We start from the raw sequence: 17,610 nt of genomic DNA, 5'->3' as shown, positions 1-17,610 counted from the left end.
GCAGAGTTCCACTAATCTTTTCCTCCTAGATCATAGGCTATCCTTCAGACTCCCATATATTATCTTGCTTATACATAAATTACCACGCAGCACCTTAATTTTCTATATGCGAACAATTATTTTAATGTTTGATATGTAATATTAATAAATGTTTATCTTTTCTTTATTTACTTCTTTCCTTCCTATTGTTATATTCTATACAAGAAAACAATAAAGTACATTATTACATAATCCGTGGGAGGGTACGAATGATAAAAAAAGCAGGAAGAGATAAAACTGTAAGCATGGGCAGGCAGATTGTCATTAGAATAATGCTGGCTATCATAGCCGCCTTTCTAATCTTAGGAGCCGTAACAACCTCAATTGCCTTTGATAAACTGTCTCAGTTTGCTGAGTCATCTTTTCAGTCCGTCATTACCGGATTAAGCGGCAGCCTGGAACAGTTGGGAATTTCAAAATCTTTTCATAACGGAACTCTTGACCAGTCCAGCTTTGATAATCTAAAAAGTGAAGTCAAAAAATATAAGAAAAATATTAATTTGCTGTCCGACAGTATCTCCTTGATTACCCAAAAGGACGGGGAATATGTCTATGTTTATGGAATAGAAGGCAATAAAGAGCATAACAGCAATGAAAAGCTTGTTCACACAGATAATTTACTGGTAAAAGCTTATGAAACCGGAGAGGCACAGATTTCAGATTTCAATATCTCTTTTATCTGGGAACGGGAGCCTTTGGATTTCTATCTGCCGGTACAGTTATCCGATAAACAGAGCATGGTAATTCACACCACTGTGAAAACAGACTTAATCGCGCTTGTCCTGACCCTTGTATTGGCTGGCTTTATTGGTCTATTGCTGATTGTATTAATCATAGTGAACATTATCGTTAATATTGTAGTAAGATCCCAAATGCGGTCAGTTGAGGTATTGGTGGAAAAAGTAGAGGAAATATCCAATCTGGAAGGAGATTTGACGAAACGTATTGATATCAAGAGCAACAATGAAATAGGACTTTTAGCGAATCATGTAAACAATCTGCTGTGCACTGTCCATGACATGATGTTAACCATTCGTGAATCCTCTGAATACCTGAATAAAAGTACCGATACTTTTCAAGAACTGATGGCAGCAACTAAGGAAACCACCTCAACGCTCCAGTCTTCCGTATCGAAAAGTAAAGGAGCCATAGAACGCAGGTCCAACGCAGAAGGAGAAGTAAACAGAAAAGTTTCTCAGATTAATGAAGCAGTGGCTCAAGTTACCCTTCGATCAGAGAAAGTTGCGGCTGCCGCTGCCAAGACCACCGAAGAAGCCGTCGCAGGAAAAGATATAATGAAAGACATGAAGCTGTACGTTCATGAATCCGTTCAGAAAGTATCTGAAACCGGTCAACAGGTTGCTCAGCTGAAGGAAGAATCTGCTCAGATTAATCAGATTATTGATAGTATCAGAAGTATTGCAAAACAAACCAACCTTCTGGCCCTTAACGCCTCTATTGAAGCCGCCCGGGCAGGTGAGCACGGAAAAGGTTTCTCCGTAGTGGCAGACGAAGTAAGAAAATTAGCAGAGGAATCCTCCCAACAAGCGGCTTCTATAGAAATGTTAATCCAGAGCATACAACAAAGCATTGGTAAAACTCAGTCTTCCATGGAGTCCGTTCTGACTACCATAAACAACGAAAGTAACATGGTGGACAAGGTTGATGACCGTTTTACCGCGATTACCGATTCTGTATCTTCTGTTTCTGAAATGGTCCAGGAAGTCTATGGAACTACAGAAGAGATTTCCGCCTTCAGTGAAAGTGTTATGAATGAGATCCAGCAGATGGGAATTCATTTTAAGCAAAGTGATGAAGTAATAGAAGAAATGATGGTCAGTATCTCGGAACAAAACAACAGTGTTCAGGGAATTACCGGCCAGGTAGATACCCTTAGTAAAATTGCGGGACGCTTGGACCGGATGATACAAAAATTAAAGTTATAACCTAAGACTTGTTTAAACGGCTGTGCTTTTGCGTTGTTTTTGCCGGGCTGAATATTCAAGCTTGTAACATATTAAGCTGCAATAACCGAAACCTATCAACCAAAAAGGGGATTAATCATTCAAACGCCTTATAAAGTACAAGCAATAACAAGTACTCCTGAAAATTAATCCCCTCTTAACCTATTCAAAATTTCCTTGAAGAAGAATATATCCCATACTATTATAGGTTGGTATAATGATACCAATCTTGTCACCATTAATATAGAAATCATTCATATGGGATTGTAGTTCATAATCATTTACAAAGGTTTCAATAAATGGTGTATTATCACTTTTTTCATCAAAGTTATTCTCTACAACATCAAAATCGGTATATAAATGATCTTCCACAAAGGATTGTTCTATATCAAGGAAATCTTTTAATTCCAGTTGCAGTTCGGTGTTCATATCAATCGTGACTGCATGAGCAAAGCTGTTCGCTGTCTTTAGGTCACTTACTTCGCCAAGAAACAGTATGCTTACTATATCCTGATTTACCTCCATAAGTTGATAATCCACACGGTAATCATGATAGCTTCTGTTAGTTAATACATCATGATAATTAACCGCTTCTTTATAAAGGGTATCGTTAATGCGAGTTTCTTTCTCCGAATCTTCCATATTATAAATTTGCGGATACTTTATTTCCAGTGTCTTAGTCCATCCATTATTGTTATCCGGTCTTGCCAGATCTATGTTGGTCAATTCACCTGGTGCAATTTCAAACCTACCGGTACTGGCATACCACTTATCGGAAAATGCATCTTCACGAACTGCTTTCATTTGTTCACCATTGTTATCAGCACTGTCTTTAAAACTACAGGCAGTTAATAAAAAACTGCTTATAATCAGCATAGCCAGCCTTACAATTTTCATTCTGCTCAAAATTCCACCCCTACTCTGCATTATTGCCTTTTTGTTATGCCTTTTTCTTCTCCTATTATCCCCATATGAAGTATTCTGCACCACTAAACTTTTATCTGCATAATTACTATAATTCTATAACAAAAGAAGTAATTTTACTATATGAAAAGATTACTATTTGGCAGATAAAAGAATTAATTGTTTCTTTCATATTGTAAAGAGGACTACTATAACATATATGAAATAACTCAGACAATGTGAACAATACACACAATAAAGTAGACAATGTGTTCCTTGCTTCAGCAAAATAGAAAACCTGATTTTTTTTCTTTAGAAAAATAAAACTCATTTTTTTAAGCATCAAAAAAGCCCTAACCCAGCAGCTCTCACGTCTGCCAAACTAGGACCTTCATAGTGCGCCTCCAGGGGCTCGAACCCTGGACACCCTGATTAAGAGTCAGGTGCTCTACCAACTGAGCTAGAAGCGCTTATTTCGTATTTTTGCTTGTTCGTATTTCCCGAACGCAAAAATGATTATATAATATAAATTTTCAAATTGCAAGCATTTTTTCATATTTTTTTAATTTTTATTTTAATTCTTTACAAATGTTTTTCAATTTGACATTTTTTGTTTATTTTAATGCCTTTTTAAACAATAAGCTTTGCTAGTCCGTTTAACTAATCCAAACTGCTATTGCAGCTTACATGTTACTTTATTTGTGATACAGTATAAAGATAATTTTAGCGGGTACATCAATAAAGGCTTTCTGTCAATCTCATTATTACAATAAAATACTGCTGCAACTTACAGTTAAATTGCAGCAGTATTTAAATATTATTTAATTTTCTCTAATTTATCCGTAAGCTGAGCTTTTGGCACTGCACCAACAATTGTATCCACTACTTCTCCGTCTTTGATTAATAAAAGTGTAGGAATGGACATTACTCTATATTTGCTGCTGATTCCGGGAGCTTCATCAACATTCAGCTTACCCACTTTCACACTGCCTTCATAATCAGTTGCCAGTTCTTCAATAACAGGAGCCATCATTTTGCAGGGACCGCACCAATCAGCATAAAAATCAACCAATACGGGAACCTGTGATTTTAATACTTCCTGTTCGAAATTATCGTCTGTAAACTTATGAGCCATTCTGTTTCCTCCTTTGAACATTTATACTACGATTATAACCAATCTCCAGACTATCCATATTATTCCGGATATTTGTTAATTGATAGTAAATGGTAATTTTAACCTCATCTAGTGTAACTTAAATCTGCTCTTTATTTGCTGCCGCCCTTCTTCTTTAGACTTTTTCCTAAAAGACCACTTACTTCATCCCAGGAATTCTTCATCTGAAGAGCCTTTTTGTTCAACTCCATATTCCCGCCAAAAGTCCTGGCAAGTTGATTCTTAACGGAATTTTTCATAACAGTCACCTAATTGAAGTTCTTATCTTATTATATGCATAAATCAATAAATTGTACAGGGTTATAAAGGAATCTTTCTATAATTGGTTGTCTTATTTTTGCTCTCTATAGATAACCATTCGATGAATGGGATTTCCCAGCCCTGAAAACTTCTCTTCATATTCAGTCATTACATTCCCAGCCGCATATTCGCTGTGATGAAGATCATAAGTATAATTTCTGAGAATCCATCCGGCATTTCCCACTTCTTCCAGAGAAAAATCAAAGAGAGGTCTGTTATCCGTCTTGAATATAATCTCTCCATCTGGTTTTAAGAACTGGTCATACCTTTCAAGAAATTCCTTTGAGGTCAGTCTTCTTCTGGCATGCCGGTCTTTTGGCCAGGGATCTGAGAAGTTCAGATATATTCGATCCACTTCCCCTTTGTCAAAAACATCATTGATAAACTCAGCATCTAATCTTATAAAAAAGAGGTTATTCAATTCCAGCTCTTTTCTCTTCTCAAGTCCGCGGATAAGCACGCTGGAGTACTTCTCTATCCCCAGGTAGTTTATCTCTGGATTTAACTGCGCCAGCTGACACAGAAACTTTCCTTTTCCCATTCCAATCTCAATATGGATCGGGTTATCATTTCCAAAATAATTCTTCCAGAGTCCTTTTGTTTTCTCTGGTTCATGTACTACATATTTATTTTTAGCTATTTCTTCCAATGAACCCGGTATATTTCTTAATCTCATATATCTTTCTCCCACAAAACAACATTTTTATTTGTATTCCGACTTTTTTCTTATTGAAAAAATTGCTAATTAATTATAACATACAGGTAGAGAATAACAAGCATTATCTATGTGTTTAAAGATAACATGTCTTTATTTTTTCTAATGTATATCTTCCTATTTATAAAAAGTATTAAATTAAAATTATATAATTTATCGAAATTTGTACATTTTCACGATGGTAATTTTAAATTTTCGTAGTATGATATAGCTGTGTTCCGGCTAAAAAAAAGGATTCTTTTTTAGGGGTTCTTTTTTGAGTAAGAACATACGCTTTTCATTTTTCAAGGTTAATTCTTTTCGCTTACATTTAATAAATATACTGCGTATATTATTGGTAAGCAAAACGAAAAATAAACACAAGGAGGTAAACATGGAAAATGTAATTGGTCTGTTACACGACATTGAAGAAAAAGCGAATCTTATCATTGCACGTGCCAACGATGAAAAAGTGAAATTACACGAAGCCTTAAAAAATGATCTCGAAAAGTTGGATAAGGACGTGGCTGATAGTACGAATGCAAAACTTCTTGTATTAAAAAATCAGGTAAACAAGGAATTAGCCGCCGAAAAAGAAGCTATTACGAAGGACTGGGCAAAACAACTTGCCGACTTGGAAGCTAATTATACCCAAAACCATAATGTATTCGTTGACAAAGTAATTCAGGAAATCATTAGTGAGTAAATAATTAGTTACAGGGAGGGTTGTTATGAGCAATTTATTAGTTTATAGCGGGATTGTTACCAAGACCAAGGCCCTGGAGGCGAAATCGGTAAAAAGCACAGAATATCAGACAATAGCAAACTTCGAATCCACATCAGATTTTATCGCTTATTTGAAATCCCATCCCGGCTACGGGGGTGTTTTTGCAGGAATTGATGAGAACCTGATCCATCGCGGACAGGTAGAGGGAATGATCATTAACTGCCTGTATCAGGATTTTTCAAAGCTTTACCGCTTTTCCAACCCGGATCAAAGAAAGATTCTTGATATTATCTTTCTCCGCTACGAAGTGAATATACTTAAAGCCTGTATGCATATGGTTTTCAACCAGCACAGAACTTATGATTTAGGTAGTATTACAGAGTTTTTTAACAAACACTCCAAGATCGATATTGCTGCACTTGCTACCTCTAAGTCAATGACTGAGTATGTTGAGCATTTGAAAGGCAGTGATTACTATTCTGTACTGACCAGCATTCAGAAAACGGATATAACCTCCTTTGATTATGAAATGAAGTTAGATATCCAATATTTTATGAAGGCCTGGAAATTGAAAGACAGGGTATTGTCAGGAGATAATTTAAAGTATGTTACAGATACCTTAGGTCTTGAAATTGACCTGCTTAATATCATGTGGCTGTACCGCTCCAAGAAATTTTATAATTTACAGGTAAAAGATGCGTACGCCTATATTATTCCAATAACTTATAAGCTGAAAAAGGATAAGTTAATTAAACTGATGGAAACCTCCACCATTGAAGAATTCAGCGGGGTATTAAATACCACTCCCTATGATTTTATGGTTCCTTCCCTTGCTAATGGAACAATAGAAAAGGTATACCAAAGTACTGTATTAAAAAATTATAAGCTTCATAGAGATAAGTACCCGAATTCCATGGCACCCATCAGTTATTATTTGTATCTTAAGAGAACAGAAATAGACAGACTTACCTCCGCTCTGGAGTGTATACGTTATAAACTGGACCCTCAGGATACATTAAAATATATTACTTTTAATTGAATCGGAGGTGCAATAATTGATTGAAAAAATGAGATTTATCAGCATTACCGGTCCAAAGGCTGAGTTTGACAGAGTTGTCAGTGCGTATCTGAACAAATATGAGATACATCTGGAAAATGCCTTGTCTGAACTTAGTTCCGTTCAAGATCTTAAGCCCTTTGTAGAGCCGAATCCTTACAAAGAAATCTATTCAAAGGCTATTGAGTTAGCAGAACGGTTTGATGAAAAGGAGCCTTCACAAGCTCAGAACATGACACTTTCCGAAGCTTCTACCATTATACTTTCAGCTTCCAGAGAATTGGAAGACCTGACAAGTCAGAAGAAGAAGCTTGGTCTGGAAAGAGAACATCTGAATGAGCTTCAGAAAAAGATTGAACCTTTTCGTCATCTGGACTATGAAATTGATAAAATATTAGCTTTCAAGTTCATAAAGTACCGATTTGGCCGAATTTCCCATGAGTATTATACGAAATTCTCAAAATTTGTATACGAGAGCTTGACAACTTTATTTATTGAATGCGGTAATGATCCGGATTATGTCTGGGGGGTGTATTTTGTTCCTTTAGCTGATGCAGAGAAAACTGACGCTATTTTTTCTTCCCTTCACTTTGAAGCAATATCACTTACCACAGAATATGAGGGGACCCCGGATCAAGCCTATAATGCCATTGTAAAGAAACTGGAAGAAAACCAGGAAATGATCAATGCCATTAATGAGGAAATGAAAAACCGTCTGAGCAGTCGATCTGACAAGATACTTAGTGCTTATGAGATCATCTGTGTATACTCCAATAACTTTGATGTAAGAAAGATGGCAGCTTGCACAACGGTATCAAAACGCAATGCCTTTTACTTCATATTATGCGGCTGGATTCCGGAAGACAGTGTAAAAGATCTGCTTCAGGACATAGACAAAGATAAAGATGTCTTTTGCATGATGGAGAAGGATGTCACCAGTGTGACCTCCAAGCCTCCGACAAAGTTAAAGAATTTAAAAATATTTCAGCCTTTTGAGATGTTTATTAAGATGTATGGACTTCCTGCTTACAACGAAATAGATCCAACCTTTTTCGTTGCCATAACCTATTCTATCATCTTTGGTATCATGTTCGGTGATGTTGGGCAAGGTTTGTGCCTTGCAATAGGCGGAGGATTACTCTACCACTTTAAGAAAATGCCACTGGCAGCTATAATAGCCACTGCCGGAGTCTTTTCCACCATAATGGGCTTTATGTACGGCAGTATATTCGGCTTTGAAGATGTCCTGCCCCATATATGGCTGAATCCAATGGAAAATGTAATGACCGTACTGTTAACAGCCGTTGCTTTCGGCTCCATGCTTATTATAATCGCAATGATTATAAATATTATTAACGGTATAAAAGCAAAAGACGTAGAAAAGATTTTCTTTGATACCAATGGTATAGCAGGACTTGTATTTTATCTTGTAGTCCTTATATGTGTTATATTGGTAGCAACAGGAAATACTTTGCCTGCAGGTATTGTTCTTGCAATTTTCCTTGGTCTTCCTCTTATCATGATTTTTTTAAGAGAGCCTCTTACCCATTTGGTGGAGAAGAAATCTGAGATTTTTCCGGAACAAAAGGCTATGTTTTTTGTGGAATCATTTTTTGAATTATTTGAAATCGTTTTAAGTTATCTTACAAATTCTATTTCCTTCTTGCGTGTTGGTGCTTTCGCAATCAGTCACGCAGCTATGATGGGCGTTGTTATGTTATTCGCAGGAGCTCACACAGGGGATCCTAATATATTGGTTGTAATACTCGGTAATATTTTTGTAGCAGGTATGGAAGGCCTGATTGTAGGTATTCAGGTACTGCGTCTGGAATATTATGAAATGTTCAGCCGCTTCTATAAGGGTACAGGAAAAGGATTTAAGCCATACAAAAGCAAATAATAGTTAAATTTTAGGAGGAACATATTATGACAATGACAGCAAAATTTATTTTAGTAGTAGCATTAGTATTAAGTATCGCAATTCCCTTTGGAGCATATTTACTCAGTGAAAAGAAAAAAGGTAACTTTAAGGCAAGTGTTATCGCTAATTCATTTTTCTTCTTTGGTACATTATTAATCGCACACGTTTTATTATTTACCGGTACAGCATCTGCTGCTGATGGTAGCGCTGCTGCTTCTGTTGACGGCTGGAGATATTTAGCTGCTGCTCTTTCAACCGGTTTATCCTGTATCGGTGGTGGTATCGCCGTTGCTTCCGCTGCTTCTGCAGCTTTAGGTGCCATGAGCGAAGACTCCAGCATCATGGGTAAAGCTCTTATCTTCGTTGCTCTTGCAGAAGGTATTGCTCTTTACGGACTTATCGTTTCTTTCTCTATTTTAGGTTAATGTTTTTAGAGGAACTTTCGTTCCTATTATCTTATACAGCGGTATAGATACCGCCGCCAAAAGAAGAACTTTTGGTGCCTATAACAATATAAAAAAAGAGGTGTGAAAGTACTTTCTTTCACACTTCTTGGCATAAGGCTTTTCTCTTATGAAATAAGGAGGTAACTGTATGCGTATGTTTCTTATCAGTGATAATGTTGATACTTACACGGGAATGCGCCTTACAGGCGTAGACGGGGTTGTCATACATTCCAGGAAGCATTTAAAAGAACAGCTGGATAAAGCGCTTGCAGATAAAACCATCGGTGTCCTGCTGATTACAGAAAAATTCAGCCGCGAATTTCCAGATGTGATAAATGATGTTAAATTGAACCGAAAGCTTCCGTTGATTGTTGAAATTCCAGACCGCCACGGAACGGGAAGAAAGCCCGATTTTATTACTTCCTATGTTAATGAAGCAATTGGAATAAAATTGTAGAGGGAGATGTCTATGACTTTAGATGAGAAATTAGAACAATTTTATAATTCTGCAATGGAAAGCGCAACCAGCCAGAATATTGAAATAATTGAAGAATATCAGAAATCACTGCAGCAGATCTTTGACGAGCACAAGGAAGAACTTATCCGGAAATCCGAGGCAACTTACCGTGCGGAATCAGAAAAACTCATGCGTGAGAAAAATAAAGAAGTTGCAAGTGAAGTAATTAATTTAAAGCGTAAATTAAGCGACCGGGCATTTGAATTAAGGAATCAGTTGTTTCAGGATGTATCCGCTAAATTACAGGAGTACATGAAAACCTCTGATTATTTTGATTTACTGGTTAAACAGATAAAAGCTGTAAAGGATTTTGCGGGAAAAGATGAGGTTATTATCTATATCAATTCTACCGATTCGAGCTTAAAGCCTACTTTAGAAGCTTCCACCGGTGCTGCATTAACTGTCAGTGACCGCGATTTTATCGGCGGTATCAGAGCAGTTATACAGGGAAAAAGTATATTAATCGATAATTCATTTCTGACCAGAATGGAAGAATCCAAAAATAAATTCGCTGTAAGTTAAATCTTTTTCTAACTTATAAGCTAGGTATTTTCTTAACTTGTAAGTTAAAAATAATCTTGACTGAAAGGCTTTTAACTAAAATGCCATGTGAAAAGAAGAAAGGGGAGTTATCTCCATTATGAATATAACAGGAAAAATATACGGAATTAACGGACCAATTGTATATGTGGCAGGTAATCAGGGCTTTAAAATGGGCGAAATGGTTCTTGTAGGCAACGAGAAATTGGTCGGAGAAGTAATCGGTCTGACAAAAGATGAGACCACCGTCCAGGTATATGAAGAGACTACCGGTATCAAACCCGGCGAGTTGGTATATTCAACCGGTGCAGCTATTTCCGTTACTTTAGCACCAGGAATTATCAGTAATATCTTTGACGGAATTGAACGTCCTTTAAAGGAAATCGCAAAACAATCTGGTGCTTATATTGCCAGAGGTGTCAGCGTTGATGCACTTGATACACAGAAACTCTGGGATGTACACATAACAGTAAAAGAAGGGGATAAGATCTATGGCGGCACTATCATTGCTGAAGTTCCGGAAACCCGTGCTGTCGTACACAAATCCATGGTCCCTCCCGATGTGGAGGGTGTGGTTGTCAAAGCTGCAAAAGACGGACAGTATACCATAAATGACACCATTGTAACCATCCAGACTCCTGACGGAGTAACAAAAGAGCTGACTCTAACACAGAAATGGCCTATTCGTGTTCCCAGACCTACCTCCAAGAGATATCCTTCTGACCGTCCTCTGATTACCGGACAGCGTATCCTTGATACGCTCTTCCCGATTGCAAAAGGCGGTACAGCAGCTATTCCCGGTGGTTTCGGAACCGGTAAGACTATGACACAGCATCAGCTTGCCAAATGGTCCGATGCGGATATTATCGTTTACATTGGCTGCGGTGAACGCGGAAATGAAATGACAGAGGTTTTGGAGGACTTCTCTAAGTTAGTGGATCCCAAATCCGGAAATCCTTTACTTGACAGAACAACACTTATTGCAAATACCTCCAACATGCCAGTTGCTGCCCGTGAAGCGAGTATTTATACAGGTATAACACTTGCTGAGTACTACCGTGATATGGGTTATCACGTAGCTATCATGGCTGACTCCACTTCTCGTTGGGCAGAGGCTCTTCGTGAGTTATCCGGCCGTCTGGAAGAAATGCCTGCCGAGGAAGGTTTCCCTGCATACCTTGCCTCCAGATTATCAAGCTTTTACGAAAGAGCCGGCTTTATGCAGAACTTAAACGGAACAGAAGGCAGCGTATCCATTATCGGTGCCGTATCCCCTCAGGGTGGTGACTTCTCAGAACCCGTTACCCAGAATACCAAACGTTTTGTTCGCTGCTTCTGGGCACTTGATAAATCACTGGCTTACGCAAGACATTTCCCTGCCATTCACTGGTTAACCAGCTACAGCGAGTATTTAAATGACTTAGCTCCCTGGTACACAGAGAATGTCGGAAGAGATTTCATAGACAGCAGAAATCAAATCCTTAGCTTATTAACACAGGAAAATCAGTTAAATGAAATCGTTAAGCTTATCGGTAGTGATGTACTCCCTGATGATCAGAAACTGGTACTTGAGATTGCCAGAGTAATCCGTTTGGGCTTCGTACAGCAGAATGCTTACCATCCTTCCGATACTTACGTTCCGCTTGATAAACAGCTTAAGATGATGAATACCATACTTTATCTGTTTTCCAAGTCCAAACAACTTATTGCAATGAACATGCCTATGTCTTTATTAAAGCAGGAGGATATCTTTGATAAGGTAATCTCCATTAAGTATGATGTTGCAAATGATGAACTTTTCAAATTTGATCACTATACCGCTATGATTGATGACTTCTATAATCGCATCATGGCAAAGAACGGTTAAGGAGGATATATAACATGGCAATTGAATATTTAGGATTAAGTGAAATAAACGGCCCCTTAATTGCTATAGAGGGTATTCGTGATGCCTCCTATGATGAAATCGTTGAACTGACCGTTGAAGGTAAGAAAAAACTCGGTAGAATCGTAGAAATTTATGAAGATAAAGCAGTAATTCAGGTATTCCAGGGAACAGAAGAAATGTCCCTTAACAATACTCATACAAAGCTTACAGGACATCCAATGGAAGTTGCTCTTTCCTCCGATATCCTGGGCCGCGTATTTAACGGTGTAGGTCAGCCTATTGACGGCCTTGGACCTATTGTTCCTGAAGTAAACAAAGACGTAAATGGTCTTCCCTTAAATCCCTGTACCAGAGAGTATCCAAGAAACTATATCCGTACAGGAATTTCAGCCATCGACTGCCTTACAACCCTGATTCGCGGTCAGAAACTTCCTATCTTCTCTGGAAATGGTCTTCCTCATGACCAGCTGGCAGCACAGATCGTTAAACAGGCATCTCTTGGCGAAAACAGCGATGAAGAATTCGCTATCGTATTTGCTGCAATGGGTGTAAAACACGATGTTGCTGATTTCTTCCGCCGTACCTTCGAGGAAAGCGGCGCTACATCTCACGTAGTTATGTTCCTAAACCTGGCAAATGACCCGGTAGTAGAGAGATTAATTACACCAAAGGTAGCATTAACAGCAGCAGAGTATCTTGCATTTGAAAAAGGCATGCACATTCTCGTTGTATTAACCGATATGACCTCCTTTGCAGAAGCAATGCGTGAGGTTTCCTCCTCCAAGGGCGAGATCCCCAGCAGAAAGGGTTATCCCGGCTATCTGTACAGTGAACTTGCAACCATTTATGAAAGAGCTGGTATCGTTAACGGCACCAACGGATCTGTAACACAGATTCCTATTCTTACGATGCCAAACGATGATATCACACATCCTATTCCAGACTTAACGGGATATATTACGGAAGGTCAGATTGTTCTTGACCGTACCATTTATCAGAAAAACGTGTATCCACCCATCAATATCCTTCCTTCCCTTTCCCGTCTTATGAAGGACGGTATCGGTAAAGGTTATACAAGAGAAGATCATCAGGATCTTTCCAGTCAGTTATTTTCATCTTATGCCCGCGTGGGTGATGCTAGAGCTCTTGCAAGCGTTATTGGTGAAGACGAACTATCTCCTATCGATAAGAAATATCTGAAATTCGGTGCTGCAATGGAACAGGAATTCATTACACAGGGAATGGATGAGAATCGTACCATCATACAGACTCTGGATTTAGGCTGGAAACTGCTTCGTATGCTTCCCAGAGAAGAGCTGGATAGAATTGATACTAAGATACTGGATAAATACTATATTTCATCAGAGGCTTCCAAATAAGTGCCTCAAACAAGCTAACCGTAAATATACGGCTGTAGCAGAAAGGCATGGGTGTTATATATGAATCCGAATACCTTTCCCACCAAGGGAAACCTAATATTGGCAAAGAACTCCCTTACCTTAGCAAAACAGGGCTATGAGTTGATGGATAAGAAAAGAAACATCCTTATTCGTGAACTGATGGAACTGATTGATAAGGCAAAGGATATCCAGACAGAAATCGATGGAACCTTTACCAGTGCATATGCGGCTTTGCAAAAAGCTAATATAGAAATGGGAATCCGGAATGTAGAAGACTTAAGCTTTACCATTCCGGAAGAGAATTCCATTGAAATTAAACAAAGAAGTATTATGGGAACAGAAATCCCACTGGTAGATTTTAAGCTGGAGGATGAAAAACCCACTTACTCTTTCTTTAATACCAGGTTGTCACTGGATGAAGCCACCAGCAGTTTTCGTAAGGTGAAAGAGCTTACTCTGCGTCTTGCCACCATAGAAAACTCCGCCTATCGTCTGGCAACCAGTATTAATAAGACACAGAAACGTGCCAATGCCTTAAAGAATATAACAATTCCCCATTATGTAGAGTTAGTTCATAACATACAGAATGCTCTTGAAGAAAAAGAGAGAGAAGAATTCACAAGACTTAAGGTAATCAAAAGCAGACGTACCTGACTCTGCTTTCTATATAGCAAGACATACAGCCTTCCTTTTAAAGTTAAGCACTTAAAGGGAAGGCTGTTTTTTTGGCTCTGTGTCAATAGTGAAAAACAGTACTTTAGTATTTTAAATAACTAATTTATACAAGTTGTAAAGTTGTATTTACAACTTGCATTTTTTATAGTACAATTAGTGATATAGTAAAAGCTATTAATTGAATGGAATAAGAACCAATGTACCAGTATCAAATCAATTATCCAAATATTTTCCATTCAATTAATTCATATAAGTTCAAATTATAATTTTAATGACAGAAATAAGAACTGAAAAACCTTGCAGAAATGAGGCATATATGAAAACGAAGGAACAGTCTAAACATACCATCTTAAGCAGCTGGCTAAGAGAAAATATAGCGAATAATACCTTCCGGGTAGGTGATAAGATCCCTTCGGAAAATGAACTGGCTAATACTTTTCATTTCAGCAGACAGACCGTAAGGCAGGCCATCGGTGATCTGGTTGCGGAAGGTATTCTTGCCAGGGAACAGGGAAGCGGAACCTATGTCTCCATTCCACCTGTAAAACCGGCTCAGGATAAAACCATGCGCATAGGTGTAATAACCACTTATCTGGATGATTATATTTTTCCAAGCATCATACACGGAATCGAGGAGGTATTAACTGCTGAGGGTTATACCATGGCTCTTGGAATTACACATAATAAGCAAGCCGATGAAGAAAACTGTCTCCAGAAGCTTATTGCCAGCGGTGTGGACGGCCTTATTGTAGAAGGTACAAAATCTGCTCTTTATAATGCCAATGAAGCATTCTATACAAGATTGAAAGAAAAGAATATTCCCACTGTTTTTATCAATGGCTATTATCATAATTATAACGGCTCTTATATTGTATTGGATGACCGAAAGGCCGGTGAAATGATAACAGATAATCTTATTGACAACGGTCATAAAGGCATCGGTGGAATTTTCAAATCGGATGATATCCAGGGCTTAAGACGATTTGAAGGCATGCAGCTTTCAATAAAGAAACACAAACAGCCTGTAATAGATGAAGCCTATTTATGGTATACTACAGAAGATTTTAAATATCTGATCAACGGCGGTATGGACAAGATGATATTAGAGCGTCTGGAGAAAACCTCCGGAATTGTCTGCTACAACGATCAGGTCGCAGTTGCTCTCATAAATCTGTTCAAACGAAATGATATCAGAATACCGGAGGATAAATCCCTCGTAAGTTTTGATAATTCCTTCCTTGCAAAAGAAATGGTATACAACCTTACATCTGTGGTATATCCCTCCAAAAAAGTGGGTAAGAAAGCTGCCCAGCTCCTGCTGCAATGCCTGAATAATCCCTTATACACAGAGCAGGTCAAATTAGATCCTTCCGTTAAGATAAGGGGTTCCGTAACGAACCTAAATAGCTGATGTAAACCTCACTTAGTTCTTGCTTTTTCACACAAATTCAGATAGAATAAAGATATCTTTACTTGTATGTACATCTAATAATTTTACTTGTACTTACAGATACAATAAACAACTGATTTTAAGGAGGTAACACGTAATGCCAAAATATTCAATTGGGGTAGATTTTGGTACTCTGTCCGGAAGAGCTTTGCTCGTAAATGTTGAAACAGGTGAGGAACTAGCCGATGCCGTTAAGGACTATACTCATGCAGTTATGGATGAATGTCTGCCAAGTGGAAAGAAACTCGCTCCCGACTGGGCCTTGGAGCATCCCGCTGATTATCTGGAAGTACTTAGCACAACGATTCCCGCAGTAATTAAAAAAGCTGGAATAGCTGCAGAGGATATTATCGGTGTAGGTATTGACTTTACTGCCTGCACAATGCTGCCGGTAAAAGCGGATGGAACACCTTTGTGCTTTCTTGAGAAATATCAAGATGATCCACATGCCTACATTAAGCTCTGGAAACACCATGCAGCTCAGGATAAAGCAAACAAATTAAATCAGATTGCAGAAGAAACCAACCAGAGCTGGCTGGCCCGTTACGGCGGAAAGATATCCTCTGAGTGGATGTTCCCCAAGATATGGCAGACCCTCGAAGAGGCACCTGAAATCTATGAAGAAGCAGATTTTTTTATAGAAGCTGCTGACTGGGTAATCTGGCAGTTAACAGGTGTACAGACAAGAAACTCCTGTACTGCAGGTTACAAAGCAATGTGGCATAAGAAAGAAGGCTATCCTGATAAATCCTTCTTCAAACAGTTGGACCCTCGTCTTGAAAATGTCGTAGAGGACAAATTGAACTGTGAGATAGTTCCTTTGGGAGCCAAAGCTGGTGAGATTACAGAGCACTCTGCTGCCTTTACAGGTTTAGTACCCGGAACGGCAGTTGCAGTAGCAAATGTGGATGCTCACGTTACCGTACCTGCGGTTAAGATAGATGGCCCCGGAAAAATGCTTGCAATTATGGGCACCTCAACCTGCCATATTCTCTTAGGTGAGAAGGAGTCCACTGTTCCCGGAATGTGCGGCGTTGTTGAAGACGGAGTATGCCCCGGCTATTTCGGTTATGAGGCCGGACAGTCCTGTGTCGGAGATCATTTCGCCTGGTTTGTAGAGAACTGTGTAAGTGCAGAATACTACGAGGCTGCTAAAGCAGAAGGTTTGAACATACATCAATATCTAACGAAAAAAGCCAGCGCCTTAAAACCCGGAGAAAGCGGTTTATTAGCTCTTGACTGGTGGAATGGTAATCGCTCTGTATTAGTTGATGTGGATTTAACTGGACTTATTCTTGGTATGACCTTACAGACAAAGCCTGAGGAAATGTACCGTGCATTAATTGAGGCAACGGCTTATGGCACTCGTAAGATTATTGAAACCTTCCAGAATAACGGTGTACCTGTAGAGGAGTTCTATGCCTCCGGCGGTATCTCCTTAAAGAATCCTATGGCTATGCAGATATATTCAGACGTAATCAAGCTGCCAGTTAAGATCGGTGGTACCACCCAGGGTCCTGCTCTTGGAAGTGCTATTTTTGGTACTGTAGCAGCGGGTTCTGCAAAAGGTGGATATGATGATGTATTTAAAGCAGGCAGTGTTATGGGTAAATTAAAGGATACCATTTATACTCCTATTTCCGAAAATGCAGCCATTTACGATAAGCTTTATGCAGAATATACCCTACTTCATGATTATTTTGGCCGTGGAGCCAACGATGTTATGAAAAGGCTTAAACAGTTGAAAAAGGAACAGGCTTAATTATACAGCATTATATATAACAAATTATATTAACTTACATCCGTAATCCATCACAAATCAATAACAGTATTATACTTCGGTATACTTAATCTTTTGTTAAACACTTTGATTAATTTTCTGGCTGCAGCTGTAACAAAATATTTCAGCTGCGGC

The 17,610-nt window shown here is 38.6% G+C and carries 16 protein-coding genes and 1 tRNA gene; 12 read left to right on the top strand and 5 right to left on the bottom strand.

Translation table 11 applies throughout. The features are described from left to right. Positions 1-248: 248 nt before the first annotated feature. Positions 249-1,985: a methyl-accepting chemotaxis protein gene (locus R2R35_RS12415; RefSeq protein WP_317730132.1), complete on the top strand. Its 1,737-nt coding sequence runs from the start codon at positions 249-251 to the stop codon at positions 1,983-1,985. A gap of 180 nt (positions 1,986-2,165) precedes the next feature. Here the strand turns inward: R2R35_RS12415 and R2R35_RS12410 are convergent, their stop codons facing one another. The 5 genes from R2R35_RS12410 to trmB all read right to left on the bottom strand — a co-directional run bounded on the left by R2R35_RS12410 (position 2,166) and on the right by trmB (position 5,056). Further along, positions 2,166-2,909 carry a hypothetical protein gene (locus R2R35_RS12410; protein WP_317730131.1) on the bottom strand — a complete coding sequence of 248 codons (744 nt, stop codon included), beginning with the start codon at positions 2,907-2,909 and terminating at the stop codon, positions 2,166-2,168. Positions 2,910-3,303: 394 nt separating this feature from the next. Further along, positions 3,304-3,376 (bottom strand) — tRNA-Lys (locus R2R35_RS12405). A gap of 347 nt (positions 3,377-3,723) precedes the next feature. Further along, entirely contained in the window at positions 3,724-4,041 is a 318-nt protein-coding gene (gene trxA, locus R2R35_RS12400) for a thioredoxin (protein ID WP_317730130.1), read from the bottom strand. A gap of 131 nt (positions 4,042-4,172) precedes the next feature. Continuing rightward, positions 4,173-4,319, bottom strand: a complete 147-nt coding sequence (locus R2R35_RS12395) for a hypothetical protein (protein ID WP_156034570.1) — start codon at positions 4,317-4,319, stop codon at positions 4,173-4,175. A gap of 92 nt (positions 4,320-4,411) precedes the next feature. Further along, on the bottom strand, positions 4,412-5,056 hold the full coding sequence (gene trmB, locus R2R35_RS12390; RefSeq protein ID WP_317730128.1) for a tRNA (guanosine(46)-N7)-methyltransferase TrmB: 645 nt from the start codon (positions 5,054-5,056) through the stop codon (positions 4,412-4,414). A gap of 412 nt (positions 5,057-5,468) precedes the next feature. Here trmB and R2R35_RS12385 point away from each other — a divergent pair, with 412 nt between their 5' ends. From R2R35_RS12385 to araB, 11 genes are all read left to right on the top strand, one after another. Beyond that, complete coding sequence (locus R2R35_RS12385) at positions 5,469-5,780, top strand: hypothetical protein (RefSeq protein ID WP_317730127.1); 312 nt, start codon at positions 5,469-5,471, stop codon at positions 5,778-5,780. 25 nt (positions 5,781-5,805) lie between these two features. Further along, the gene (locus R2R35_RS12380) at positions 5,806-6,840 is read left to right on the top strand and encodes a V-type ATPase subunit (RefSeq protein WP_317730125.1); all 1,035 of its coding nucleotides are present in this window, start codon (positions 5,806-5,808) and stop codon (positions 6,838-6,840) included. Between the two features lie 16 nt (positions 6,841-6,856). Continuing rightward, positions 6,857-8,758: a V-type ATP synthase subunit I gene (locus tag R2R35_RS12375; protein WP_317730124.1), complete on the top strand. Its 1,902-nt coding sequence runs from the start codon at positions 6,857-6,859 to the stop codon at positions 8,756-8,758. 26 nt (positions 8,759-8,784) lie between these two features. Then, positions 8,785-9,204, top strand: coding sequence for an ATP synthase subunit C (locus tag R2R35_RS12370; protein ID WP_317730123.1), 420 nt, complete (start codon positions 8,785-8,787; stop codon positions 9,202-9,204). 169 nt (positions 9,205-9,373) lie between these two features. Next, positions 9,374-9,682, top strand: coding sequence for a V-type ATP synthase subunit F (locus R2R35_RS12365; protein WP_033164177.1), 309 nt, complete (start codon positions 9,374-9,376; stop codon positions 9,680-9,682). Positions 9,683-9,694: 12 nt separating this feature from the next. Continuing rightward, on the top strand, positions 9,695-10,264 hold the full coding sequence (locus R2R35_RS12360; protein WP_317730122.1) for a V-type ATP synthase subunit E: 570 nt from the start codon (positions 9,695-9,697) through the stop codon (positions 10,262-10,264). A gap of 118 nt (positions 10,265-10,382) precedes the next feature. Continuing rightward, on the top strand, positions 10,383-12,149 hold the full coding sequence (locus tag R2R35_RS12355; RefSeq protein WP_317730121.1) for a V-type ATP synthase subunit A: 1,767 nt from the start codon (positions 10,383-10,385) through the stop codon (positions 12,147-12,149). A 14-nt stretch (positions 12,150-12,163) separates the two neighbouring features. Continuing rightward, a complete protein-coding gene (locus tag R2R35_RS12350) occupies positions 12,164-13,549 on the top strand; it encodes a V-type ATP synthase subunit B (protein WP_317730120.1) in 1,386 nt (461 codons plus the stop codon). Positions 13,550-13,609: 60 nt separating this feature from the next. Next, on the top strand, positions 13,610-14,224 hold the full coding sequence (locus R2R35_RS12345; protein WP_033166984.1) for a V-type ATP synthase subunit D: 615 nt from the start codon (positions 13,610-13,612) through the stop codon (positions 14,222-14,224). 337 nt (positions 14,225-14,561) lie between these two features. Continuing rightward, positions 14,562-15,656, top strand: coding sequence for a GntR family transcriptional regulator (locus R2R35_RS12340; RefSeq protein WP_317730119.1), 1,095 nt, complete (start codon positions 14,562-14,564; stop codon positions 15,654-15,656). 136 nt (positions 15,657-15,792) lie between these two features. Further along, positions 15,793-17,457, top strand: a complete 1,665-nt coding sequence (gene araB / locus R2R35_RS12335) for a ribulokinase (RefSeq protein ID WP_317730118.1) — start codon at positions 15,793-15,795, stop codon at positions 17,455-17,457. The last annotated feature ends 153 nt before the right edge of the window (positions 17,458-17,610 follow it).

This window comes from Anaerocolumna sp. AGMB13020 (assembly GCF_033100115.1).
In the GTDB taxonomy this organism is placed as follows: Bacteria; Bacillota; Clostridia; order Lachnospirales; family Lachnospiraceae; genus Anaerocolumna.
The sequence above is the reverse complement of the archived record's forward strand: the minus strand, read 5'-3'. Positions and strand labels throughout refer to the sequence as shown.